The following is a 16,763-nucleotide window of genomic DNA, read 5'->3' as shown; positions in this document are numbered from 1 at the left end:
CCTGGGTGGCTGAGCCTGTCGAAGTCCTACTCGGCGGGCTTCAGCTTCGTGAGGATCTGCACGATGTTCGGCTGCGTCGGATCGGCGGACGCGTAGGTGTCGGTCTCCGACGGCCAGCCGACGTAGTTGCGCGTGTTGAACTCACCCAGCAGCGGGTGGGCGCCCAGCGGGATGGCCGGCACCTGCTCCGAGAAGATCGTCTGCAGCGTGTCGATGGCGGTCGTGCGCTCCTCGTCGGACGAGGCGTTGGCGTAGGTGTTCAGCGCGGCCGTCGCCTCCGGGTCGTCGAAGCGGCCGAAGTTGAAGCCGGCCTTGCCCTCGGGCGAGATCCACCGCGGGTCCATGGTCGAGGTGTACAGGCCGTACGCCGTGCCGCTGTCCTCGAGCCAGTGGATGATCGCGGAGAACGTGCCGTTGTCGCGGGGGTCGGCCCAGCCGCCCCAGTCGGGCATGTCGATCTTGACCTCGGCGCCGATGCCGTCCTTCACGTCCTCGGCGATGAGCTCCTGCGCGGTGTTCCAGTCGCTCCAGCCGGACGGGACGGAGAGCGTGAACGAGACGGGCGTGCCGTCGGGGTCGATCAGGGCGTCGTCCTTCCACGTGTAGCCGGCGGTCTCCAGCAGGTCACGCGCCTTCTCGGTGTCGACCTTGTAGTCCACGCCCTGGAACTCCGGCTGGATCTCGTCTTCGAGGATCGACGACAGTCCCGTGACCGACCAGACCGGCTCGCTGGCACCCTCGCGCGCGATGTCGACGTAGGCGTCGCGGTCGATCACCCAGGCGAGCGCCTGACGGAAGGCGGGGTCGTCGAACGGCTTCTGCTGCAGGTTCATGAACAGCGTGGCGGAACCGGTGGTCGGAGAGGCGAGGAACTTGTTGTGCTCGGGGTCGGCCGAGAGGAACTGCTCCTCGATCTGCGGGATGAACGCCTGCGCCCAGTCGGCGTCGCCGTTCGCGAGGGCCGTGGTGAGGGCCGTGTTGTCGCCGTACGAGACGTAGTGCAACTCCGGCACGGCGAGGTCGCCGCCCCAGTAGTCGTCGCGCGCGTCGAGCGTGACCGACTCGGTCGACCAGTTCGCCATCGCGTACGGGCCGGTGCCGACGAGGTCGTCGCCCTTGACGGGGTCGGTGGCCGGGTCGTCGAAGTTCTCCCAGATGTGCTTCGGGACGATCGGCACGTGCAGCACGCGTGCCTGGTTGACGTACTTGGAGTCGCCGAAGCTCAGCACGACCTTGTCGCCGTCGACCTCGGCGCCCTCGTACTTGAGGCCGGCGGTGTCGAGGGCGGGGATCGAGGCGGTCTCGAAGGAGAAGACGATGTCGTCGGCCGTGAACGGCTCGCCGTCGCTCCAGGTGACGTCCGCGCGGGGGACGACGGTGAGCTGCGTGTAGTCGTCGTTCCACTCGAGGCTCTCGGCGAGCCACGGCGTCACACCGCGGTCACCGGTCTGGTTCACCAGGGCCAGAGTCTCGAACACCACCTTGGCGTAGCCGTACTTCGACGCGGCGGAGTCACCGACGAACGGGTTGTTCGACTCGGTGCTGATCGCGCCGTCGGGCTTCGCGATGGTGAGGGACGCGGATCCGGCGCCATCGCCGGATCCACCGCCCGCCGAGCATCCGGCGAGCGCGGAGACGCCGAGGACGGCGACCGCGCTGGCGGCGATCAGGGTTTTCGTGAGCTTCATTGCTTCTCCTTGGGCACGGGTCCTTGTGCGGCGTCGCGGCCGAGGGATCACCACCGACCGACACTTTGCTTACTGTCGAGAAAGTAAGTTGGGGAGAGGTTACCGAGGAGTAAGTTGGTTGGCAAGCAGAGCGGGATGACGGGAGGTGGGCTCATGACGGACGACGTGCACGCAGTGCGGGTGCGCCCGGCGACGCGGGAGAAGCGCGAGCAGATCCTCAAAGCGGCGGTCGAGATCTTCGGCAACAAGGGGTCCGCGAACGGAACGCTCGCCGACGTCGCCGAGCAGGTCGGCATCACCCATGCGGGCGTGCTGCACCACTTCGGTTCGAAGCAGAAGCTCCTCCTCGAGGTACTCGCCTACCGCGACCAGGCCGACGTGGCCGACCTCGCCGAGAAGCACATCCCCGACGGCCCGGAGCTGTTCCTCCACCTCGTCCGCACGGCCTTCGCCAACGAGAAGCGGCCCGGCATCGTGCAGGCCTACACGGTCCTGTCCTCCGAGTCGGTGACTGACGATCATCCCGGTCGCGAGTATTTCGAGGAGCGCTACACGACCCTGCGCCGGGAGGTGGCGGCGGCGTTCGGGGAGCTCTGCGCCCAGGAGGGCGTGACCGAACCTGCGACCATCGCCGCCGCCTCAGCCGCCATCCTCGCCGTGATGGACGGTCTGCAGCTCCAGTGGCTCCTGCACCCGGGAGTGGTCTCCCTCGGCGCATCGAGCGAGTTCGCCATCCGGGCGATCGTGAACGGCGTGCTGCGGCCGGGGCCGGCCCTGGAGTCCTACGCGCGGCCCTGACCTCCGGGCTAGGCTCGGGCCATGCCCATCGACCTCGAAGCGCTCTACATCGATCTGCACCAGCACCCCGAGCTGTCGTTCCAGGAGACAAGGACCGCGGGCATCGCCGCCCAGCACCTGCGCGACCTCGGACTCGACGTCGAGGAGGGGGTCGGCATCACCGGCGTCGTCGGCGTGCTGCGGAACCCTTCGACGGGCTCAGGCCCTTCGACAGGCTCAGGGACCCAGGGCGCAGGGGCCAAGGAGGAGTTCCCGCGGCCGGTGGTGTGGGTGCGCGCCGACATGGACGCGCTGCCGGTGGAGGAGCAGACGGGACTGGCGTACGCGAGCACCGCGAAGGGCGTCGACCCGGCCGGCACGACGGTGCCGGTGATGCACGCCTGCGGTCACGACATGCACGTCACCGCGATGATCGGCGCCGTCGAGAAGCTCGTCGCCGACCGGGAGGAGTGGTCGGGCACCCTCGTCGTGCTCATCCAGCCTGCCGAGGAGTACGGCGCGGGCGCCAGGGCCATGCTCGACGACGGCCTGCTCGCCCGCTACCCGAAGCCCGACGTGGTGCTCGGTCAGCACGTCACCCCGCTCCCCGCCGGGATCATCGGCGTGCGCAGCGGCACCCAGATGGCCGCGTCCGACGGTCTCACCGTCACGCTGCACGGCCGGGGCGGTCACGGCTCCCGCCCGCACGCCACGATCGACCCGGTCGTGATGGCGGCGGCGACCGTGATGCGCCTGCAGACGATCACCTCGCGCGAGATCGACCCGCAAGGCGTGGCCGTGGTGACGGTCGGCTCGATCCACGCCGGACTCAAGAACAACATCATCCCGGCCGAGGCGAAGCTGGAGCTCAGCCTCCGCTACCCGAACGAGGACGCGCGCGAGAAGGTGCTCGCGAGCGTCGAGCGGATCGTGCGCGCCGAGGCGATGGCCTCCGGCGCGGAGCGCGAGCCCGAGATCCACACCCAGCACACCCTGCCCGCCACGATCAACGACGAGGAGGCGACGGCGCGGGTCTCCGAGGCACTGCGTCGTGCACTCGGCGAGTCGGCAGTGGTCGACCCCGGCATGTTCACCGGCAGCGAGGACGTCTCGTGGTTCGCGCGCGACGCCGAGGTGCCGCTCGTGTTCTGGTTCTGGGGCGGCGTCGACCCCGCCCGGTTCGTCGAGGCCGTCGCGGCCGGGACCGTGGAGAAGGACATCCCCACGAATCACTCGCCGTTCTTCGCACCGGAGATCCACCCGACGATCGAGGTGGGCGTCACGGCGATGTCGGCGGCCGCTCGGGAATTCCTCGCCTGAGCCGACGGGGCGCGCTCAGACCTCGACGACGCGGGGCGCGGGTGGCGGCGGCGGGGCGAGCTGCCGCTGCGGTACGCCATGCGCCTCCCGGTGCAGCCGCTCCATCCGCGTGTCGAGCTCGGCGGCGGCGTCGGCCGCATCGCTGAGGCTGTCGACGAGGTGCGCGGGCACCTGGTTGGCGAACTTGTAGTAGATCTTGTGCTCCAGGCTCGCCCAGAAGTCCATCGCGATGGTGCGGAACTGCACCTCGACGGGCACGGACAGCGCCCCGGTCGAGAGGAACACCGGCACCTCGATGATCGCGTGCAGGCTCTTGTACCCGTTCGGCTTGGGGTTCGCGATGTAGTCCTTGACCGTGCGGACGGTCACGTCGTCCTGCGCGGTCAGCAGATCGAACAGCCGGTACACGTCGGCGACGAAGCTGCACGTCACCCGCACTCCGGCGATGTCGGTGATCTCGGCACGGATGCGGTCGAAGTCGGGGTCGTCGATACCCTTCCTGGCGATCTTCTCGACGATGCTGTCCGGCGACTTCAGCCGGCTCTTGACGTGCTCGATCGGGTTGTAGGCGTGATCGTGGGTGAACTCATCGCGGAGGATCGAGATCTTCGTCTCCACCTCGCGCATCCCGAACTCGTACTCGCGGAGGAAGCGCTGCAGCTGGTCGCGGAGCTCCTTCGCCTCGGAGATCAGGTGCTCGTCGACGGGGATCACGCTCATGGGGACGACGTTATCGATCCGTGATCGGAAACCCCTGTGGATTCGCGATGACCTCAGAAGTCGTAGACGTCCCGCCGGTGGGCGACGCGGACCACGGTGACGAGCACCCGCTCGTCCACGACCTCGTAGAGCACACGGTAGTCGGCGATCCGCACGCGCCAGGCGTTGTCGAACCCGGCGAGCTTGCGGACGCCGTGTGGACGGGGCTCCCTTTCGAGGTCGGAGATCCCGGCGAGGATGCGCCGACGGAGCTGAGGGTCCAGCTTGCGGACCTCCTTCGCCGCTGCGGTGGTGAACTCGACGCGGTACCGCGTCACGGGAGTTCCGCACGGAGGTCATCGAGCGAGACTCGACCCCCGTCGTCCGCCGCCTTCGCCCCTCCGAACTCCGCCGCATCCCGCGCAGCCTCGAGCTCTTCCAGGAGCTCGAGGTCGTCGACGCCGATGACCACCGCGGTGAGCTTGCCGTGACGCGTCACCCCGACCCGCTCCGCCCCATACGCGACACCGCCGAGAACGTCGGCGAGCTGATCGCGCAGATCCTTCGACGGCACGCTGCGGCTGAGAGTGTTCATGCGTACAGAATACCTCTTATGTACATAATGTGGGCTTACCTCCGCGAGGGAATGCGGGCGTCCTCGAGGTGCTGGCCGGAGAGGAGGCCGGGAAGCCCGCGACCCTGGCGGGTGGTGAACAGCAGCACGATGGCGACGAGGATCAGCAGCGACGAGAGCGCGTCGAAGACCCCGCCGAGCAGCCCCAGCGCCGTGAGCCCGCCAATGCCGCCCGCCCAGCGCAGCGGCCGGCTGAGCGCGGCCGGCAGGCGGGAGCCGGTGTATCGCAGCTGCACGGCCAGGTCGCCGATCGACCGGCCGGTGGCGAGGATGATCACGAGCCACAGCGCGCACGCGGCCACGGTGCTCACCGTCTCGGCGAGGGTGCCGTCGAGGACGGCCTGATGGTCCTGCACGACGTATTCCAGCCACAGCTGCACCGCGACCCCGCCGCCCAGGACGACGAAGGTGTTCGCGAGGCCGTCGCACAGCATCGCCAGTGCGCGGCGGCCGCGGGTGACCGGGCGCGGCTCATCGGCGTCCGGCCGCGCCTGGACGCCGCGCAGCGATCGGGGCACGACGAGCGCGAGGACCGAGCCGACGAGGGCGCCGGTCGTGTTCGTCATCAGGTCGCCCACGTCGAAGAAGCGGTACGCGCACGGGTAGAGGCCCCAGACGCCGGTGAGCTGCGTGGTCTCCACCAGCAGCGACAGCCCGAAGCCGACGACGAGCGCGGTGGGGAGGCCGCGGCCGCCCAGCACCCGCAGGAACACCCCGAGCGGCATGAACAGCAGCACGTTGAACACGAGCTGGAGAAGGGCGGGGTGGCGCAGCGGGTTGCCCGGAGCGGCGAACGCCTTCTGCACGTCGCGCACCACCGACATCGGGTCGGTGATCATGCCGACGCAGCGGATGGCGTCCGGGTCGGGCAGCGGCAGCAGCGTGTACGTCCAGATCGCCCAGAAGTACACGAGCGCCGCGAGCCAGAGCACCGTCCGCCCGAGCGTCAACCGCCCGCGACGTCGATAGCTGATGGCGACGAAGGGCACGAACAGCACCACGCCGACGGCCAGGCCGATCGCCACGGCGATGACCCCCAGAAACACCTGATCCCCCACTGGGGCAAGGATACCGGGAGGCCGTGAGGATTCCGTGAGGGAGCGCCACCGGGCCGTAGGGATTCCGTGAGGATCGCGTGAGGACGCCTCCGGTCGGCGTAGTGTCGCCGGACGTGTCAGAACAAACGAGGCCGACCCCCGACGCGCCGCCGCGCGCCAAGCGCATCCTGCTCGGCGACCCGCTGACGAGCGCCCAGGTCGACGAGCAGCTCCTCCCGAAGCGCATGGCGCTGCCGATCTTCGCGTCGGACGCACTGAGCTCGGTGGCCTACGCGCCGCAGGAGCTCGTGATGATCCTCCTCATCGGCGGCCTCACGTTCCTGTCGTTCACCCCGATCGTGGCGGCGGCGGTCGTGGTGCTGCTGCTCGTGGTGGTGCTGAGCTACCGGCAGCTCATCAAGGCCTACCCCTCCGGCGGCGGCGACTACGAGGTCGCGTCGAAGAACCTCGGTGAGGTCCCCGGGGTGATCGTGGCCGCGGCCCTCCTCGTGGACTACGTCCTGACGGTGGCGGTGTCGGTCGCGTCCGGCGTCGACAACATCATCTCGGCGGTCCCCGGTCTCGACCCGCTCCGGGTGGAGCTGGCGGTCGGCTTCGTGGTGCTCATCATCATCGTGAACCTCCGCGGGGTGCGCGAGGCATCGCTGGTGTTCGCGATCCCCACGTACGTGTTCATCGGCTCCGTCGGCGTGATGATCGCCACCGGACTGATCCGCACGGCGCTCGGCGACGCCCCGATCGCGTCCAGCGCGGAGTTCGCCGTGCAGGCAGAGAGCCTGAGCCAGGCGGCCGTGCTGCTGCTCATCCTCCGCGCGTTCTCCAGCGGCTGCTCGGCGCTGACCGGGGTGGAGGCGGTGTCGAACGGGGTTCCCGCGTTCCGGGCCCCGAAGGTGCGCAACGCCCAGTCGACGCTCGTCCTCATGGGCACGATCGCGATCTGCCTGTTCTCCGGCCTCACCGCGCTCGCCCTCATCGCCGGGGTGCACTACGCCGAGAACCCGTGTGACCTCATCGGGTTCGACTGCACGACCCCGCAGCCCAGCCTCATGGCCCAGATCGCCGCGGCCACGTTCGGCGCCGGCAGCATCCCGTTCTTCATCGTGCAGGCGGCCACGGCCTGCGTGCTGCTGCTCGCGGCGAACACCGCCTTCAACGGCTTCCCCCTGCTCGGGGCCGTGCTCGCCCGCGACGGCTACGCGCCGAAGTCGCTGAACACCCGCGGCGACCGGCTCGTGTTCTCCAACGGCATGATCCTCCTCGGGATCGCCGCGATCGCCGTGCTCGTGGTCTTCCAGGCGCGACTGACGACGCTGATCCAGCTCTACATCATCGGCGTCTTCGTCTCCTTCTCCCTCGGCCAGATCGGCATGGTGCGGCACTGGCGACGGGCGCTGCGCGCGCCGGTTCCACCGAACGGCGACGGCGCTGCGGACCGGCGCTCCGCGCGGGTGGGGCTGCTCATCAACTCCGCCGGGGCGACGCTCACCGTGCTCGTGCTCGTGATCGTGACGATCACGAAGTTCACGCACGGCGCCTACCTCGTGTTCTTCGCCATCCCGGTGCTCGCGTTCCTCATGATGGGCGTCAAGCGGTACTACCGCGATGTCGAGCATGAGATCGCCATCGACGACACCACCCGCTTCGGTGCGTCCGGCGACGTCGCCATCGTCCTCGTGAACCACCTGCAGAAGCCGGTCATGAAGGCGATCGACTACGCCATCGCCGCCAAGCACGACAAGACCCTCGCGGTGCACGTGGCCGTCTCGCAGGAGGACGCCGCGCGACTGCAGCAGGAGTGGACGGACCACCTCGTCCCGGTGCCGCTCGTGATCGTCGAGTCGCCGTACCGCTCGTTCGCGCAGCCGGTGACGCAGTTCATCACGCAGTACCGCGAGAAGCACGGCTCGTCCGTCGTCACGGTCTACCTGCCGCAGTACATCGTGGGGCACTGGTGGGAGAGCTTCCTGCACAACCGGCGCGCCCGCCGGCTCGCCAACCAGCTCATGCTCGTGCACGGGGTGTCGATCACGCTCGTGCCGTGGCTGCTCGACTCGTCCGAGCTCATCTACGGCCGACGCTCGCGGCCGCTCCCCGGTCAGGAACGCGCGGGTCGGCCGGTGGTCGTCGCCGGTCGCCGGGCGCACCGCCCCGCCGGGCCGCCGTCCGAGTCCTGACGGCGGTCAGGATCCGGAGAGGACCGCGCCGAGGATCGTCGCGGCCTCCGGGAAGCGGGACGGGTCGGCGCTCGCGTAGTTGAGCCGCACGTAGGACCCGGAGGGCTCCGCGGGGAACCACTCGCTCCCCGGCGCGATCACGAGGCCGCGCGCCGCGCACTCGCGGACCACCGCGGAGACGTCCGTCCCGTCCGGCAGCCGCAGCCACAGATTCAGCCCGCCGACCGGCACCGACTCGACCAGTGCCGTGGGCGCCTCCGCCGCCAGGCACGATAGCAGCAGGTCGCGCCGCGAGCGCAGCTGCTCCCGGAATCCCCGCAGGTGCGTGCGCCAGGCCGGCTGCGTCACCACGTCGAGCGCCGCCGACTGCAGCACCCCGCTGACGTACATCGACTCCGCGGCACGATCGGCGAGGATGCGCTCGCGCGCCGGTCCGCGGGCGATCACCGCCGCCACCCGCAGCGCGGGCGACACGCTCTTGGTGAGCGAGCGGAGGTACACCACGTGACCGTCGTGATCGGCGGCGGCCACCGGGTGCGGGTCGGCATCGATGCCCAGGTCGTGCGCCCAGTCGTCCTCGATGAGGAAGGCCCCGTGCCGACGGACCGCATCGAGCACGGCCTCCCCGGTCGCCGTCGGCCACTGGGCGCCGGTGGGATTCGCGAACGTGGGCTGCGCATAGAACGCCCGGGCCCCGGTCTCGGCGAGTGCGCGCTCGACCGCCTCGGGATCCGGGCCCTGCGGGCCCGAGGGGACGGGCACGAGCACCACGCCCGCCTGCTCCGCCGCGAGGAGGGCACCCCAGTAGGTCGGCGACTCGATGAGCAGCGGCCGCCCCACGCCGACGACCGCGCGGAAGATCGAGCTCAGACCGCTCTGGCTGCCGGAGATGACGACGGCGTCGCGGGCGGTCGGCACGGTGATCCCGGCCGGGGCCGACGCGGCCAGCTCCGCCGCGAACCACTCCTGCAGCCCGGGCTCGCCGGCAGCGGGCGATCGGGTGAGGGCGGCGGGCGTCCGCGAGGCGCGCACGAGGGCCTGCCGGACGAGCCGCTCGGGGAGGAGGTCCGGAGCCGGATACCCGGAGTGCAGGCCGATCGCGTCCGGCGACGACGGGCGCTGCGCCGAGGAGAGGCCGTCGAGGCGGACGGCGGGTGTGCCGAGCGCGCCGGCCTGCCACCCGTAATCCGCCGGCAGGACCGTGCGCGCCGCGCGGACGAAGGTGCCGACGCCGGGGCGCGCCTCGACGAGCCCGAGGCGCGCGAGCTGCTGGATCGCCTTCTGCACCGTGACGGGGCTCGCCGTGTACTCCGCGGTCAGGGCGCGGTTCGACGGAAGGCGGGCGCCGGGTGCGGCGGTCGCGATCCAGTGACGAAGACCGGCGACGATCCGCTCGCTGCTATCCTGACTCATGAGAGAACAGAGTAGCGTTATCCGTTCGAGCCGGACACTGCTATCCCCGGCCGCCGGTCCGGGGTGGGGGCTGCTGGGAGTCGTCGCCTTCTCGTTCACACTCCCGTTCACGCGCGTCGCCCTCGGCGGCGGACTCTCGCCGCTGTTCATCGGCTCCGCCCGCGCGGTCGTCGCCGCGGCCCTCGCCGCGATCGTCCTCGCCGCCACCCGGCAACGGCCGCCGAGCCGGGTGCAGTGGGCCCGATTGGCGGTGGTGGCGCTCGGCGTGGTCGCCGGCTTCCCGCTGCTGACCTCGTACGCCCTGACCACGACCCCCGCGAGCCACGGCGCCGTCGTCATCGGTCTCCTCCCCGCGGCGACCGCGGTAGCCGTCGTGCTCCGCACCCGCGAGCGCCCGACCCTCTCGTTCTGGGTCTTCGCGCTCCTCGGCGCGGCAGCGGCGGTCCTCTTCGCGATCCTGCAGAACGGCGCACCCGTGCTGCGCCCCGCCGACCTCCTGCTCTTCGCCGCCGTGCTCGCAGCAGCCGCCGGCTACGCGGAGGGGGGCCTGCTCGCGCGGGAGCTCGGCGCCTGGCAGACGATCTCCTGGGCCCTCGTGCTCGCCGCTCCCGTCATGCTCGCGGTGGCCTCCTCTTCCGCGGTCGCCGTCCCACCCGTCGCGACGCCCACGGCCTGGCTCGCGTTCGGCTATCTCTCCGCGGTCAGCATGTTCCTCGGGTTCTTCGCCTGGTACCGCGGCCTCGCGATCGGGCCGATGGCACAGGTGAGTCAGATCCAGCTCGTGCAGCCCGTCATGGGCATCACCTGGGCCGGGTTCCTCTTCCACGAGGACGTCGGTGCGGCCACGGTGCTCGGCGGGCTCGCCGTCGTCGTGTGCGCCGGGCTCGCCGTCCGCACCCGCAGTTCTCGTCCCACCCCCACCACCACCCCCACCCGACAGGAAGCGCCATGCGTCACACCCCCCGCTACCTCATGACCGACCCCGACGAGGTGAAGCGCCTCATCCGCGCCCACCCGTGGGCGACGTTCGTCTCGCCGGCCTCCACCGGACTCGTCGCCTCGCACTACCCGGTGCTGCTCGACGAGGACGAGGACGACATCGTGCTCCTCAGCCACTTCGGGCGTCCGGACGACGAGCTGCACGAGCTCGGACGCCACGAGATCCTGGTGATCATCCAGGGGCCGCACGATTATGTGTCCTCGAGCCTCTACGCGCCGGGAGACCTCGTCCCGACATGGAACCATGTCACCGCGCACCTCTCCGGCACCCCCGAGATCCTGACCGCGGAGGAGAACTACGCCATGCTCACCCGGCTCACCGACCACTTCGAGAGCGAGCACCCGCACGGGCGGAGCCTCGCGGAGGACGAAGCGGGCACCCGCCGCGCCGCGAAGGGCACGGTGGGGTTGCGTCTGCGGGTCGCCCGGTTCGACGCGCGCGCCAAGCTCAGCCAGAACAAGGCGCCGGAGGTGCGCGAGCGCATCGCCGCCCGCTTCGACGCCGTCCACCCCGCCCTGGCGGCTGAGATGCGCCGGGTCTGACCCCGGTTCGAATCAGAGGGCCAGGACCAGAGTCGCGAGGACGACGGTGGGCACCGCGGCGACGACCCCCCAGAGAGCGAAGCGACCCCAGCGGATCTCCACCCCGAGCGCCGTCACGCGATGGTGCCAGAGGAGCGTCGCCAGCGACGCCCACGGCGTGATGAGCGGACCGAGGTTCACGCCGATCAGCAGGGCCATCAGGGCGACCGGGCCCCCTGCCGCCGGCTCGAGCACCAGGTAGGCGGGGAGGTTGTTGATCGCGTTCGCGCTCACGGCCCCGAGCGCCGCGAGCCGGAACAGGTCGCCGGGAGAGTCGCCGGTCGCGGTCGGCGAGGTCAGGAAGTCGAAGAGCCCCTGCGCGTGCGCGGTCTCGACGAGCACGAACAGCGACGCGGCGAGCGCGAGCGCCTGCCACGGCACGAGCGACAGTCGCAGGGCGTGGCGACGACGGACGGCGAACAGCACGACCAATGCGAGGGCGGCGAGCGTGGCGGGGACCCACACGTCGTGGATGAGCGCGAGCAGCGGCATCAGCACGAGGAGGACGCCGGTCGCGCTCCAGAACAACATCGGGTCGGCGGGTCGGCGAGCCACCGGCGGCTCGTATGCGCCGAAGACCGTGCGCCGATGCACGACGGTGAGGATCGCGACGGGCACCAGGATGCCCACGAGGGTGGGCGCCCAGCTCAGCGCGATGAACGCCCCGGGGCCTTCCCCCATCGCGGGCGCGGCGAGCAGGTTGGTGAGGTTCGAGACCGGCAGCGCGAGCGACGCGGTGTTGGCGAGCCAGACGGTGGCGAGGGCGAACGGCAAGGGCGGGACCCCGATGCTCTGCGCCAGGACGACGACGACCGGGGTGACGATCACGGCGGTCGTGTCGAGCGAGAGGAACACCGTGCTCACCACGGCGAGCACGACCACCAGCGCCCACAGCACCAGCACGCGGCCGCCTCCCCAGCGCGCGAGGCGCTGGGAGACGACGTCGAACACCGCCGCGTCGCGGGCGAGCTCGGCGACGATCGTGATCGCGACGACGAATCCCAGCACGGGGGCGATCCGCTCGCCGAGGGCACCGGCGTCCGCCCGCGGCAGGAACCCCGTGAGCACGCACACGAGCGCGACCACCACGAGCCCGGCGACGATCCACGCCCCGACGCCGATCCGCATCCTTCTGATTCCCACCTCGTGAGCATAGGGCCGGCGGCGCCCTTTCGAATCGCGCATCCGGCTCCCTCGGCCGCGGGTGTGGGACCAGATGCGCGGTTCGAGGGCCGTCCGTGAGCAATCCGCATGCATCGGGCGCGACGGCGTAGGGGAACCGTGAGGATCGACGGCGGCGCGGGGACGGCGCAGTTGGATCGGTGACGTGCTCGACATCATCTCCCTCGCGCTGACCCTGGCGCTGTTCGCCCTCGTGTCCCTCATCGCCAAGGCGGTGGACCGCGCATGATCGTCTTCGAGATCCTCGCCGCCGTCCTCGCCGTCGCCGCGGTCGTCTACCTGGTCGTCGCGCTCGTCGCCCCGGAGCGCTTCTGATGGACGCGATGGTCCTGTACGGCGTCCTCCAGATCACGGCCGTCGTGGTCGTGCTCGTACTCCTCTACCGCCCCCTCGGCGACTACATCGCGCACGTCTACACCTCCGGCCGCGACCTGCGCGTCGAGCGCGGGCTCTATCGGGTGATCGGCGTCGACCCCCGCTCCGAGCAGACCTGGCGCGCCTACGCCCGCAGCGTCCTGCTGTTCTCCGCCGTCGGACTGGTCCTCGTCTACGGGCTGCAGCGGCTCCAGGGCTTCCTGCCCGCGTCGCTCGGCCTGCCCGCCGTACCCGAGGGACTCGCGTTCAACACGGCCGCGTCGTTCGTCGCGAACACCAACTGGCAGTCGTACTCGCCCGAGCAGACCATGGGCTACACGGTGCAGCTCGCGGGCCTCACGGTGCAGAACTTCGTCTCCGCCGCCGTCGGCCTCACCATCGCCATCGCCCTCATCCGCGGGCTCGCGCGTCGCGGCTCCGCGACGATCGGCAACTTCTGGGTCGACCTCACCCGCGGCCTGGGGCGGCTGCTCCTCCCGCTCGCCCTGATCGGCGCGGTGGCGCTGCTCGCGGGCGGTGTGATCCAGAACGTGAACGGCTTCACCGACGTCACCACGGTCTCCGGCGGCACGCAGACGATCCCCGGCGGCCCGGTCGCGTCGCAGGAGGCCATCAAGCTGCTCGGCACCAACGGCGGCGGGTTCTTCAACGCCAACTCCGCCCACCCCTTCGAGAACCCGACCGGGTGGGCCAACCTCCTCGAGGTGCTGCTGATCCTCGTGATCCCGTTCGCCCTCCCCCGCACGTTCGGGCGACTGGTCGGCGACCACCGGCAGGGGTACGCGATCGTCGCGGTCATGGGCACCCTGTTCCTCGCCTCGCTCGCCGCGCTCTCCGCCCTGGAGCTCGCCGGACGCGGTGCCGCCCCCGAACTCGCCGGCGCGGCGATGGAGGGCAAGGAGCAGCGCTTCGGCATCCTCGGCTCGACCCTGTTCGGCAGCGCGAGCACCCTGACCTCGACCGGGGCCGTGAACTCGATGCACGACTCCTACACCGCGCTCGGCGGCATGATGCCGATGCTCAACATGATGCTCGGCGAGGTCGCTCCGGGCGGTGTGGGCTCGGGCCTGTACGGCATGCTCGTCCTCGCGATCGTCGCGGTCTTCGTCGGCGGGCTCCTCGTCGGCCGCACCCCGGAGTGGCTCGGCAAGCGGATCGGGCCACGCGAGATGACCCTCGCGAGCCTCTCCATTCTCGTCGTCCCCGTGCTCGTCCTCGGCGGCACGGCCCTGAGCTTCGCGATCCCCGGGATCCGCGAGGACGTGGAGTCCACGAGCATCCTCAACCCGGGCGTGCACGGCATGAGCGAGGTGCTCTACGCGTTCACCTCCGCCGCGAACAACAACGGCTCGGCGTTCGCCGGTCTGACCGCGAACACCCCGTGGTTCAACACCGCCCTGGGGGTGGCGATGCTGCTCGGGCGCTTCCTCCCGATCGTGTTCGTGCTGGCCCTCGCCGGGTCGTTCGCCGCGCAGGAACGGGTGCCCGCCACCACGGGGACACTCCCCACCCACCGGCCGCAGTTCGTCGGCCTGCTCCTCACCGTGACCGTCGTCGTGACGGCCCTCACCTACTTCCCCGTGCTCGCACTGGGACCGCTCGCCGAAGGACTCTGACCATGACCCTCCTGACCACGCCTCCCGAACAGCAGGACGCCCCGGCGTCCGCCACACCCCGGCCGCCGCGCTCCTTCGGGGGTGCGCAGCTCGTGCAGGCGCTCCCGGGGGCGCTGCGCAAGCTCAACCCGGCCGCCCTCGTACGCAACCCCGTGATGCTCCTCGTCTGGGTCGGCGCCGCGTTCACGACCGTCCTCGCGATCGCCGAGCCCTTCCTCGGCGGGCCCGCCTCCTCCGGCGGCACCCCCGTCCCTGCGGCGTTCACCTGGGGCATCGCGATCTGGCTGTGGCTGACCGTGCTCTTCGCGAACGTCGCGGAGTCGGTGGCGGAGGGGCGGGGCAAGGCGCAGGCCGCGAGCCTGCGGAACACCCGCACCCAGACGATGGCGCGGCGGGTGATGGCCCCTTCGACAGGCTCAGGGACCCAGGGCGCGGGCTCAGGGACCCAGGAGTCCGCGTGGGTCACTGAGCTTGTCGAAGCGCGGACGGAGAGGGTGTCGTCGGCGGAACTGCAGCGCGACGACCTCGTGATCGTCTCCGCGGGCGAGCTGATCCCGGGCGACGGCGACATCGTCGCGGGCATCGCGACCGTCGACGAATCGGCCATCACCGGCGAGAGCGCCCCGGTGGTCCGCGAATCCGGCGGCGACCGCAGTGCCGTCACCGGCGGCACCCGGGTGCTGTCCGACCGGATCGTCGTGCGCATCACATCGAAGCCCGGGGAGACGTTCGTCGACCGCATGATCGCCCTCGTCGAAGGCGCCAGCCGGCAGCGCACCCCGAACGAGATCGCCCTGAACATCCTCCTCGCGAGCCTGTCGATCGTGTTCGTCGTGGTGGTGCTCGCGCTGAACCCGATCGCGTCGTACGCGGCCTCGCCGGTGAGCATCCCCGTCCTCATCGCCCTGCTCGTCTGCCTCATCCCGACCACCATCGGCGCCCTCCTCTCGGCCATCGGCATCGCGGGCATGGACCGGCTCGTGCAGCGCAACGTGCTGGCGATGTCGGGGCGCGCGGTCGAGGCCGCCGGCGACGTCACCACGCTGCTCCTCGACAAGACCGGCACCATCACCCACGGCAACCGTCGCGCCCATGCGGTGCTGCCGCTGACCGGCGTGGAGGCGGACGATCTGCTGCGCACCGCCGCCCTGTCCTCCCTCGCCGACCCGACCCCGGAGGGGGCGTCGATCGTCCAGCTCGCCGCCTCCCGCGGAATCCGGGTGGCAGCCCCCGCGGATGCCGTCGTCGTCCCGTTCACGGCGCAGACGCGCATGAGCGGGCTCGACCTCGCCGACGGCACCCAGATCCGCAAGGGCGCCGCCTCGGCCGTCGCGGCCTGGCTCGGGCGAGCCCCCGGCGACGAGCTCACGGCCCTCGTCGACGGGGTCGCCTCGGGCGGCGGCACGCCTCTCGTCGTCGCGGTGCAGGGCCCTTCGACAGGCTCAGGGACCCACCCCGACTCAGGGACCCACCCCGACTCGGGGACCCCGGCGGTCGAAGCGCGGATCCTCGGGGTCGTGCACCTCAAGGACATCGTCAAGGACGGCCTGCGCGAACGGTTCGACGAGCTGCGCAGCATGGGCATCCGCACCGTCATGATCACCGGCGACAACCCGCTCACCGCGAAGGCGATCGCGGCCGAGGCGGGCGTCGACGACTACCTCGCCGAGGCCACCCCGGAGGACAAGCTCGCGCTCATCCGCCGCGAGCAGGAGGGCGGGCGCCTCGTCGCGATGACCGGCGACGGCACGAACGACGCCCCCGCGCTCGCCCAGGCCGACGTCGGCGTCGCGATGAACACGGGCACGTCGGCGGCCAAGGAGGCCGGCAACATGGTCGACCTCGACTCCGACCCGACCAAGCTCATCGACATCGTCCGCATCGGCAAGCAGCTGCTCATCACCCGCGGCGCCCTGACGACGTTCTCGCTCGCGAACGACATCGCGAAGTACTTCGCCATCATCCCGGCGATGTTCATGGGCGTGTTCCCGGGCCTCGCGGCGCTGAACATCATGCATTTGCACTCCCCGGCCTCCGCGGTCACGAGCGCGATCATCTTCAACGCCCTCGTGATCGTGTTCCTCATCCCGCTCGCGCTGCGCGGCGTGACGTACCGGCCGGCGAGCGCCTCGCAGATCCTGCAGCGGAACCTTCTCGTCTACGGCCTCGGCGGGGTCATCGCCCCGTTCGTGGGCATCAAGCTCATCGACCTCCTCGTCAGCCTCCTCCCCGGCTTCTGACCGGGC

General features: G+C 70.9%; 15 protein-coding genes. 8 read left to right on the top strand and 7 right to left on the bottom strand.

What is annotated here, in order from left to right; translation table 11 throughout:
* Positions 1-26: 26 nt before the first annotated feature.
* Positions 27-1,688 (bottom strand): ABC transporter substrate-binding protein, encoded by a 1,662-nt coding sequence (locus tag KAF39_RS06075; protein WP_210676420.1) that lies wholly within the window; start codon positions 1,686-1,688, stop codon positions 27-29.
* Positions 1,689-1,823: 135 nt separating this feature from the next.
* Here KAF39_RS06075 and KAF39_RS06070 point away from each other — a divergent pair, with 135 nt between their 5' ends.
* Positions 1,824-2,486 (top strand): TetR/AcrR family transcriptional regulator, encoded by a 663-nt coding sequence (locus KAF39_RS06070; RefSeq protein ID WP_246878245.1) that lies wholly within the window; start codon positions 1,824-1,826, stop codon positions 2,484-2,486.
* Positions 2,487-2,507: 21 nt separating this feature from the next.
* Positions 2,508-3,785, top strand: a complete 1,278-nt coding sequence (locus KAF39_RS06065) for an amidohydrolase (protein WP_210676419.1) — start codon at positions 2,508-2,510, stop codon at positions 3,783-3,785.
* A gap of 15 nt (positions 3,786-3,800) precedes the next feature.
* Here the strand turns inward: KAF39_RS06065 and KAF39_RS06060 are convergent, their stop codons facing one another.
* Genes KAF39_RS06060 through KAF39_RS06045 form a run of 4 tightly spaced genes read right to left on the bottom strand, consistent with a single transcriptional unit; the run spans position 3,801 to position 6,176 of the window.
* Positions 3,801-4,505 (bottom strand): GTP pyrophosphokinase family protein, encoded by a 705-nt coding sequence (locus tag KAF39_RS06060; protein WP_210676418.1) that lies wholly within the window; start codon positions 4,503-4,505, stop codon positions 3,801-3,803.
* 53 nt (positions 4,506-4,558) lie between these two features.
* Positions 4,559-4,822: a type II toxin-antitoxin system RelE/ParE family toxin gene (locus KAF39_RS06055; protein WP_210676417.1), complete on the bottom strand. Its 264-nt coding sequence runs from the start codon at positions 4,820-4,822 to the stop codon at positions 4,559-4,561.
* Complete coding sequence (locus KAF39_RS06050) at positions 4,819-5,079, bottom strand: type II toxin-antitoxin system prevent-host-death family antitoxin (protein ID WP_210676416.1); 261 nt, start codon at positions 5,077-5,079, stop codon at positions 4,819-4,821. Before KAF39_RS06050 ends, KAF39_RS06055 begins: the two co-directional genes overlap by 4 nt.
* Positions 5,080-5,114: 35 nt before the next feature.
* On the bottom strand, positions 5,115-6,176 hold the full coding sequence (locus tag KAF39_RS06045; protein WP_210676415.1) for a VanZ family protein: 1,062 nt from the start codon (positions 6,174-6,176) through the stop codon (positions 5,115-5,117).
* 101 nt (positions 6,177-6,277) lie between these two features.
* Here KAF39_RS06045 and KAF39_RS06040 point away from each other — a divergent pair, with 101 nt between their 5' ends.
* The gene (locus KAF39_RS06040) at positions 6,278-8,350 is read left to right on the top strand and encodes an APC family permease (RefSeq protein WP_210677970.1); all 2,073 of its coding nucleotides are present in this window, start codon (positions 6,278-6,280) and stop codon (positions 8,348-8,350) included.
* Positions 8,351-8,356: 6 nt separating this feature from the next.
* On the opposite strand, the gene KAF39_RS06035 is transcribed toward KAF39_RS06040, so the two are convergent.
* The gene (locus KAF39_RS06035; RefSeq protein WP_210676414.1) at positions 8,357-9,763 is read right to left on the bottom strand and encodes a PLP-dependent aminotransferase family protein; all 1,407 of its coding nucleotides are present in this window, start codon (positions 9,761-9,763) and stop codon (positions 8,357-8,359) included.
* Here KAF39_RS06035 and KAF39_RS06030 point away from each other — a divergent pair.
* Both KAF39_RS06030 and KAF39_RS06025 read left to right on the top strand, forming a co-directional pair.
* Positions 9,762-10,739, top strand: coding sequence for a DMT family transporter (locus KAF39_RS06030; RefSeq protein WP_210676413.1), 978 nt, complete (start codon positions 9,762-9,764; stop codon positions 10,737-10,739). The genes KAF39_RS06035 and KAF39_RS06030 overlap by 2 nt on opposite strands.
* Complete coding sequence (locus tag KAF39_RS06025) at positions 10,712-11,305, top strand: FMN-binding negative transcriptional regulator (RefSeq protein WP_210676412.1); 594 nt, start codon at positions 10,712-10,714, stop codon at positions 11,303-11,305. The genes KAF39_RS06030 and KAF39_RS06025 overlap by 28 nt, the downstream gene beginning before the upstream one ends.
* A 12-nt stretch (positions 11,306-11,317) precedes the next feature.
* Here KAF39_RS06025 and KAF39_RS06020 read toward each other — a convergent pair whose 3' ends face one another.
* Positions 11,318-12,472: an SLC13 family permease gene (locus KAF39_RS06020; RefSeq protein ID WP_210677969.1), complete on the bottom strand. Its 1,155-nt coding sequence runs from the start codon at positions 12,470-12,472 to the stop codon at positions 11,318-11,320.
* Positions 12,473-12,751: 279 nt separating this feature from the next.
* Between KAF39_RS06020 and KAF39_RS06015 the strand changes: the two genes are divergently transcribed.
* From KAF39_RS06015 to kdpB, 3 genes are read left to right on the top strand one after another with little or no spacing between them, the layout of a single operon-like run.
* Positions 12,752-12,841, top strand: a complete 90-nt coding sequence (locus KAF39_RS06015; protein WP_036292752.1) for a potassium-transporting ATPase subunit F — start codon at positions 12,752-12,754, stop codon at positions 12,839-12,841.
* An 8-nt stretch (positions 12,842-12,849) separates the two neighbouring features.
* Positions 12,850-14,517, top strand: a complete 1,668-nt coding sequence (gene kdpA / locus KAF39_RS06010; RefSeq protein ID WP_374093869.1) for a potassium-transporting ATPase subunit KdpA — start codon at positions 12,850-12,852, stop codon at positions 14,515-14,517.
* A 2-nt stretch (positions 14,518-14,519) separates the two neighbouring features.
* Complete coding sequence (kdpB, locus tag KAF39_RS06005) at positions 14,520-16,757, top strand: potassium-transporting ATPase subunit KdpB (RefSeq protein WP_210676410.1); 2,238 nt, start codon at positions 14,520-14,522, stop codon at positions 16,755-16,757.
* Positions 16,758-16,763: the final 6 nt, after the last annotated feature.

The organism is Microbacterium sp. BLY (assembly GCF_017939615.1).
GTDB lineage: Bacteria > Actinomycetota > Actinomycetes > Actinomycetales > Microbacteriaceae > Microbacterium.
The sequence above is the reverse complement of the archived record's forward strand: the minus strand, read 5'-3'. Positions and strand labels throughout refer to the sequence as shown.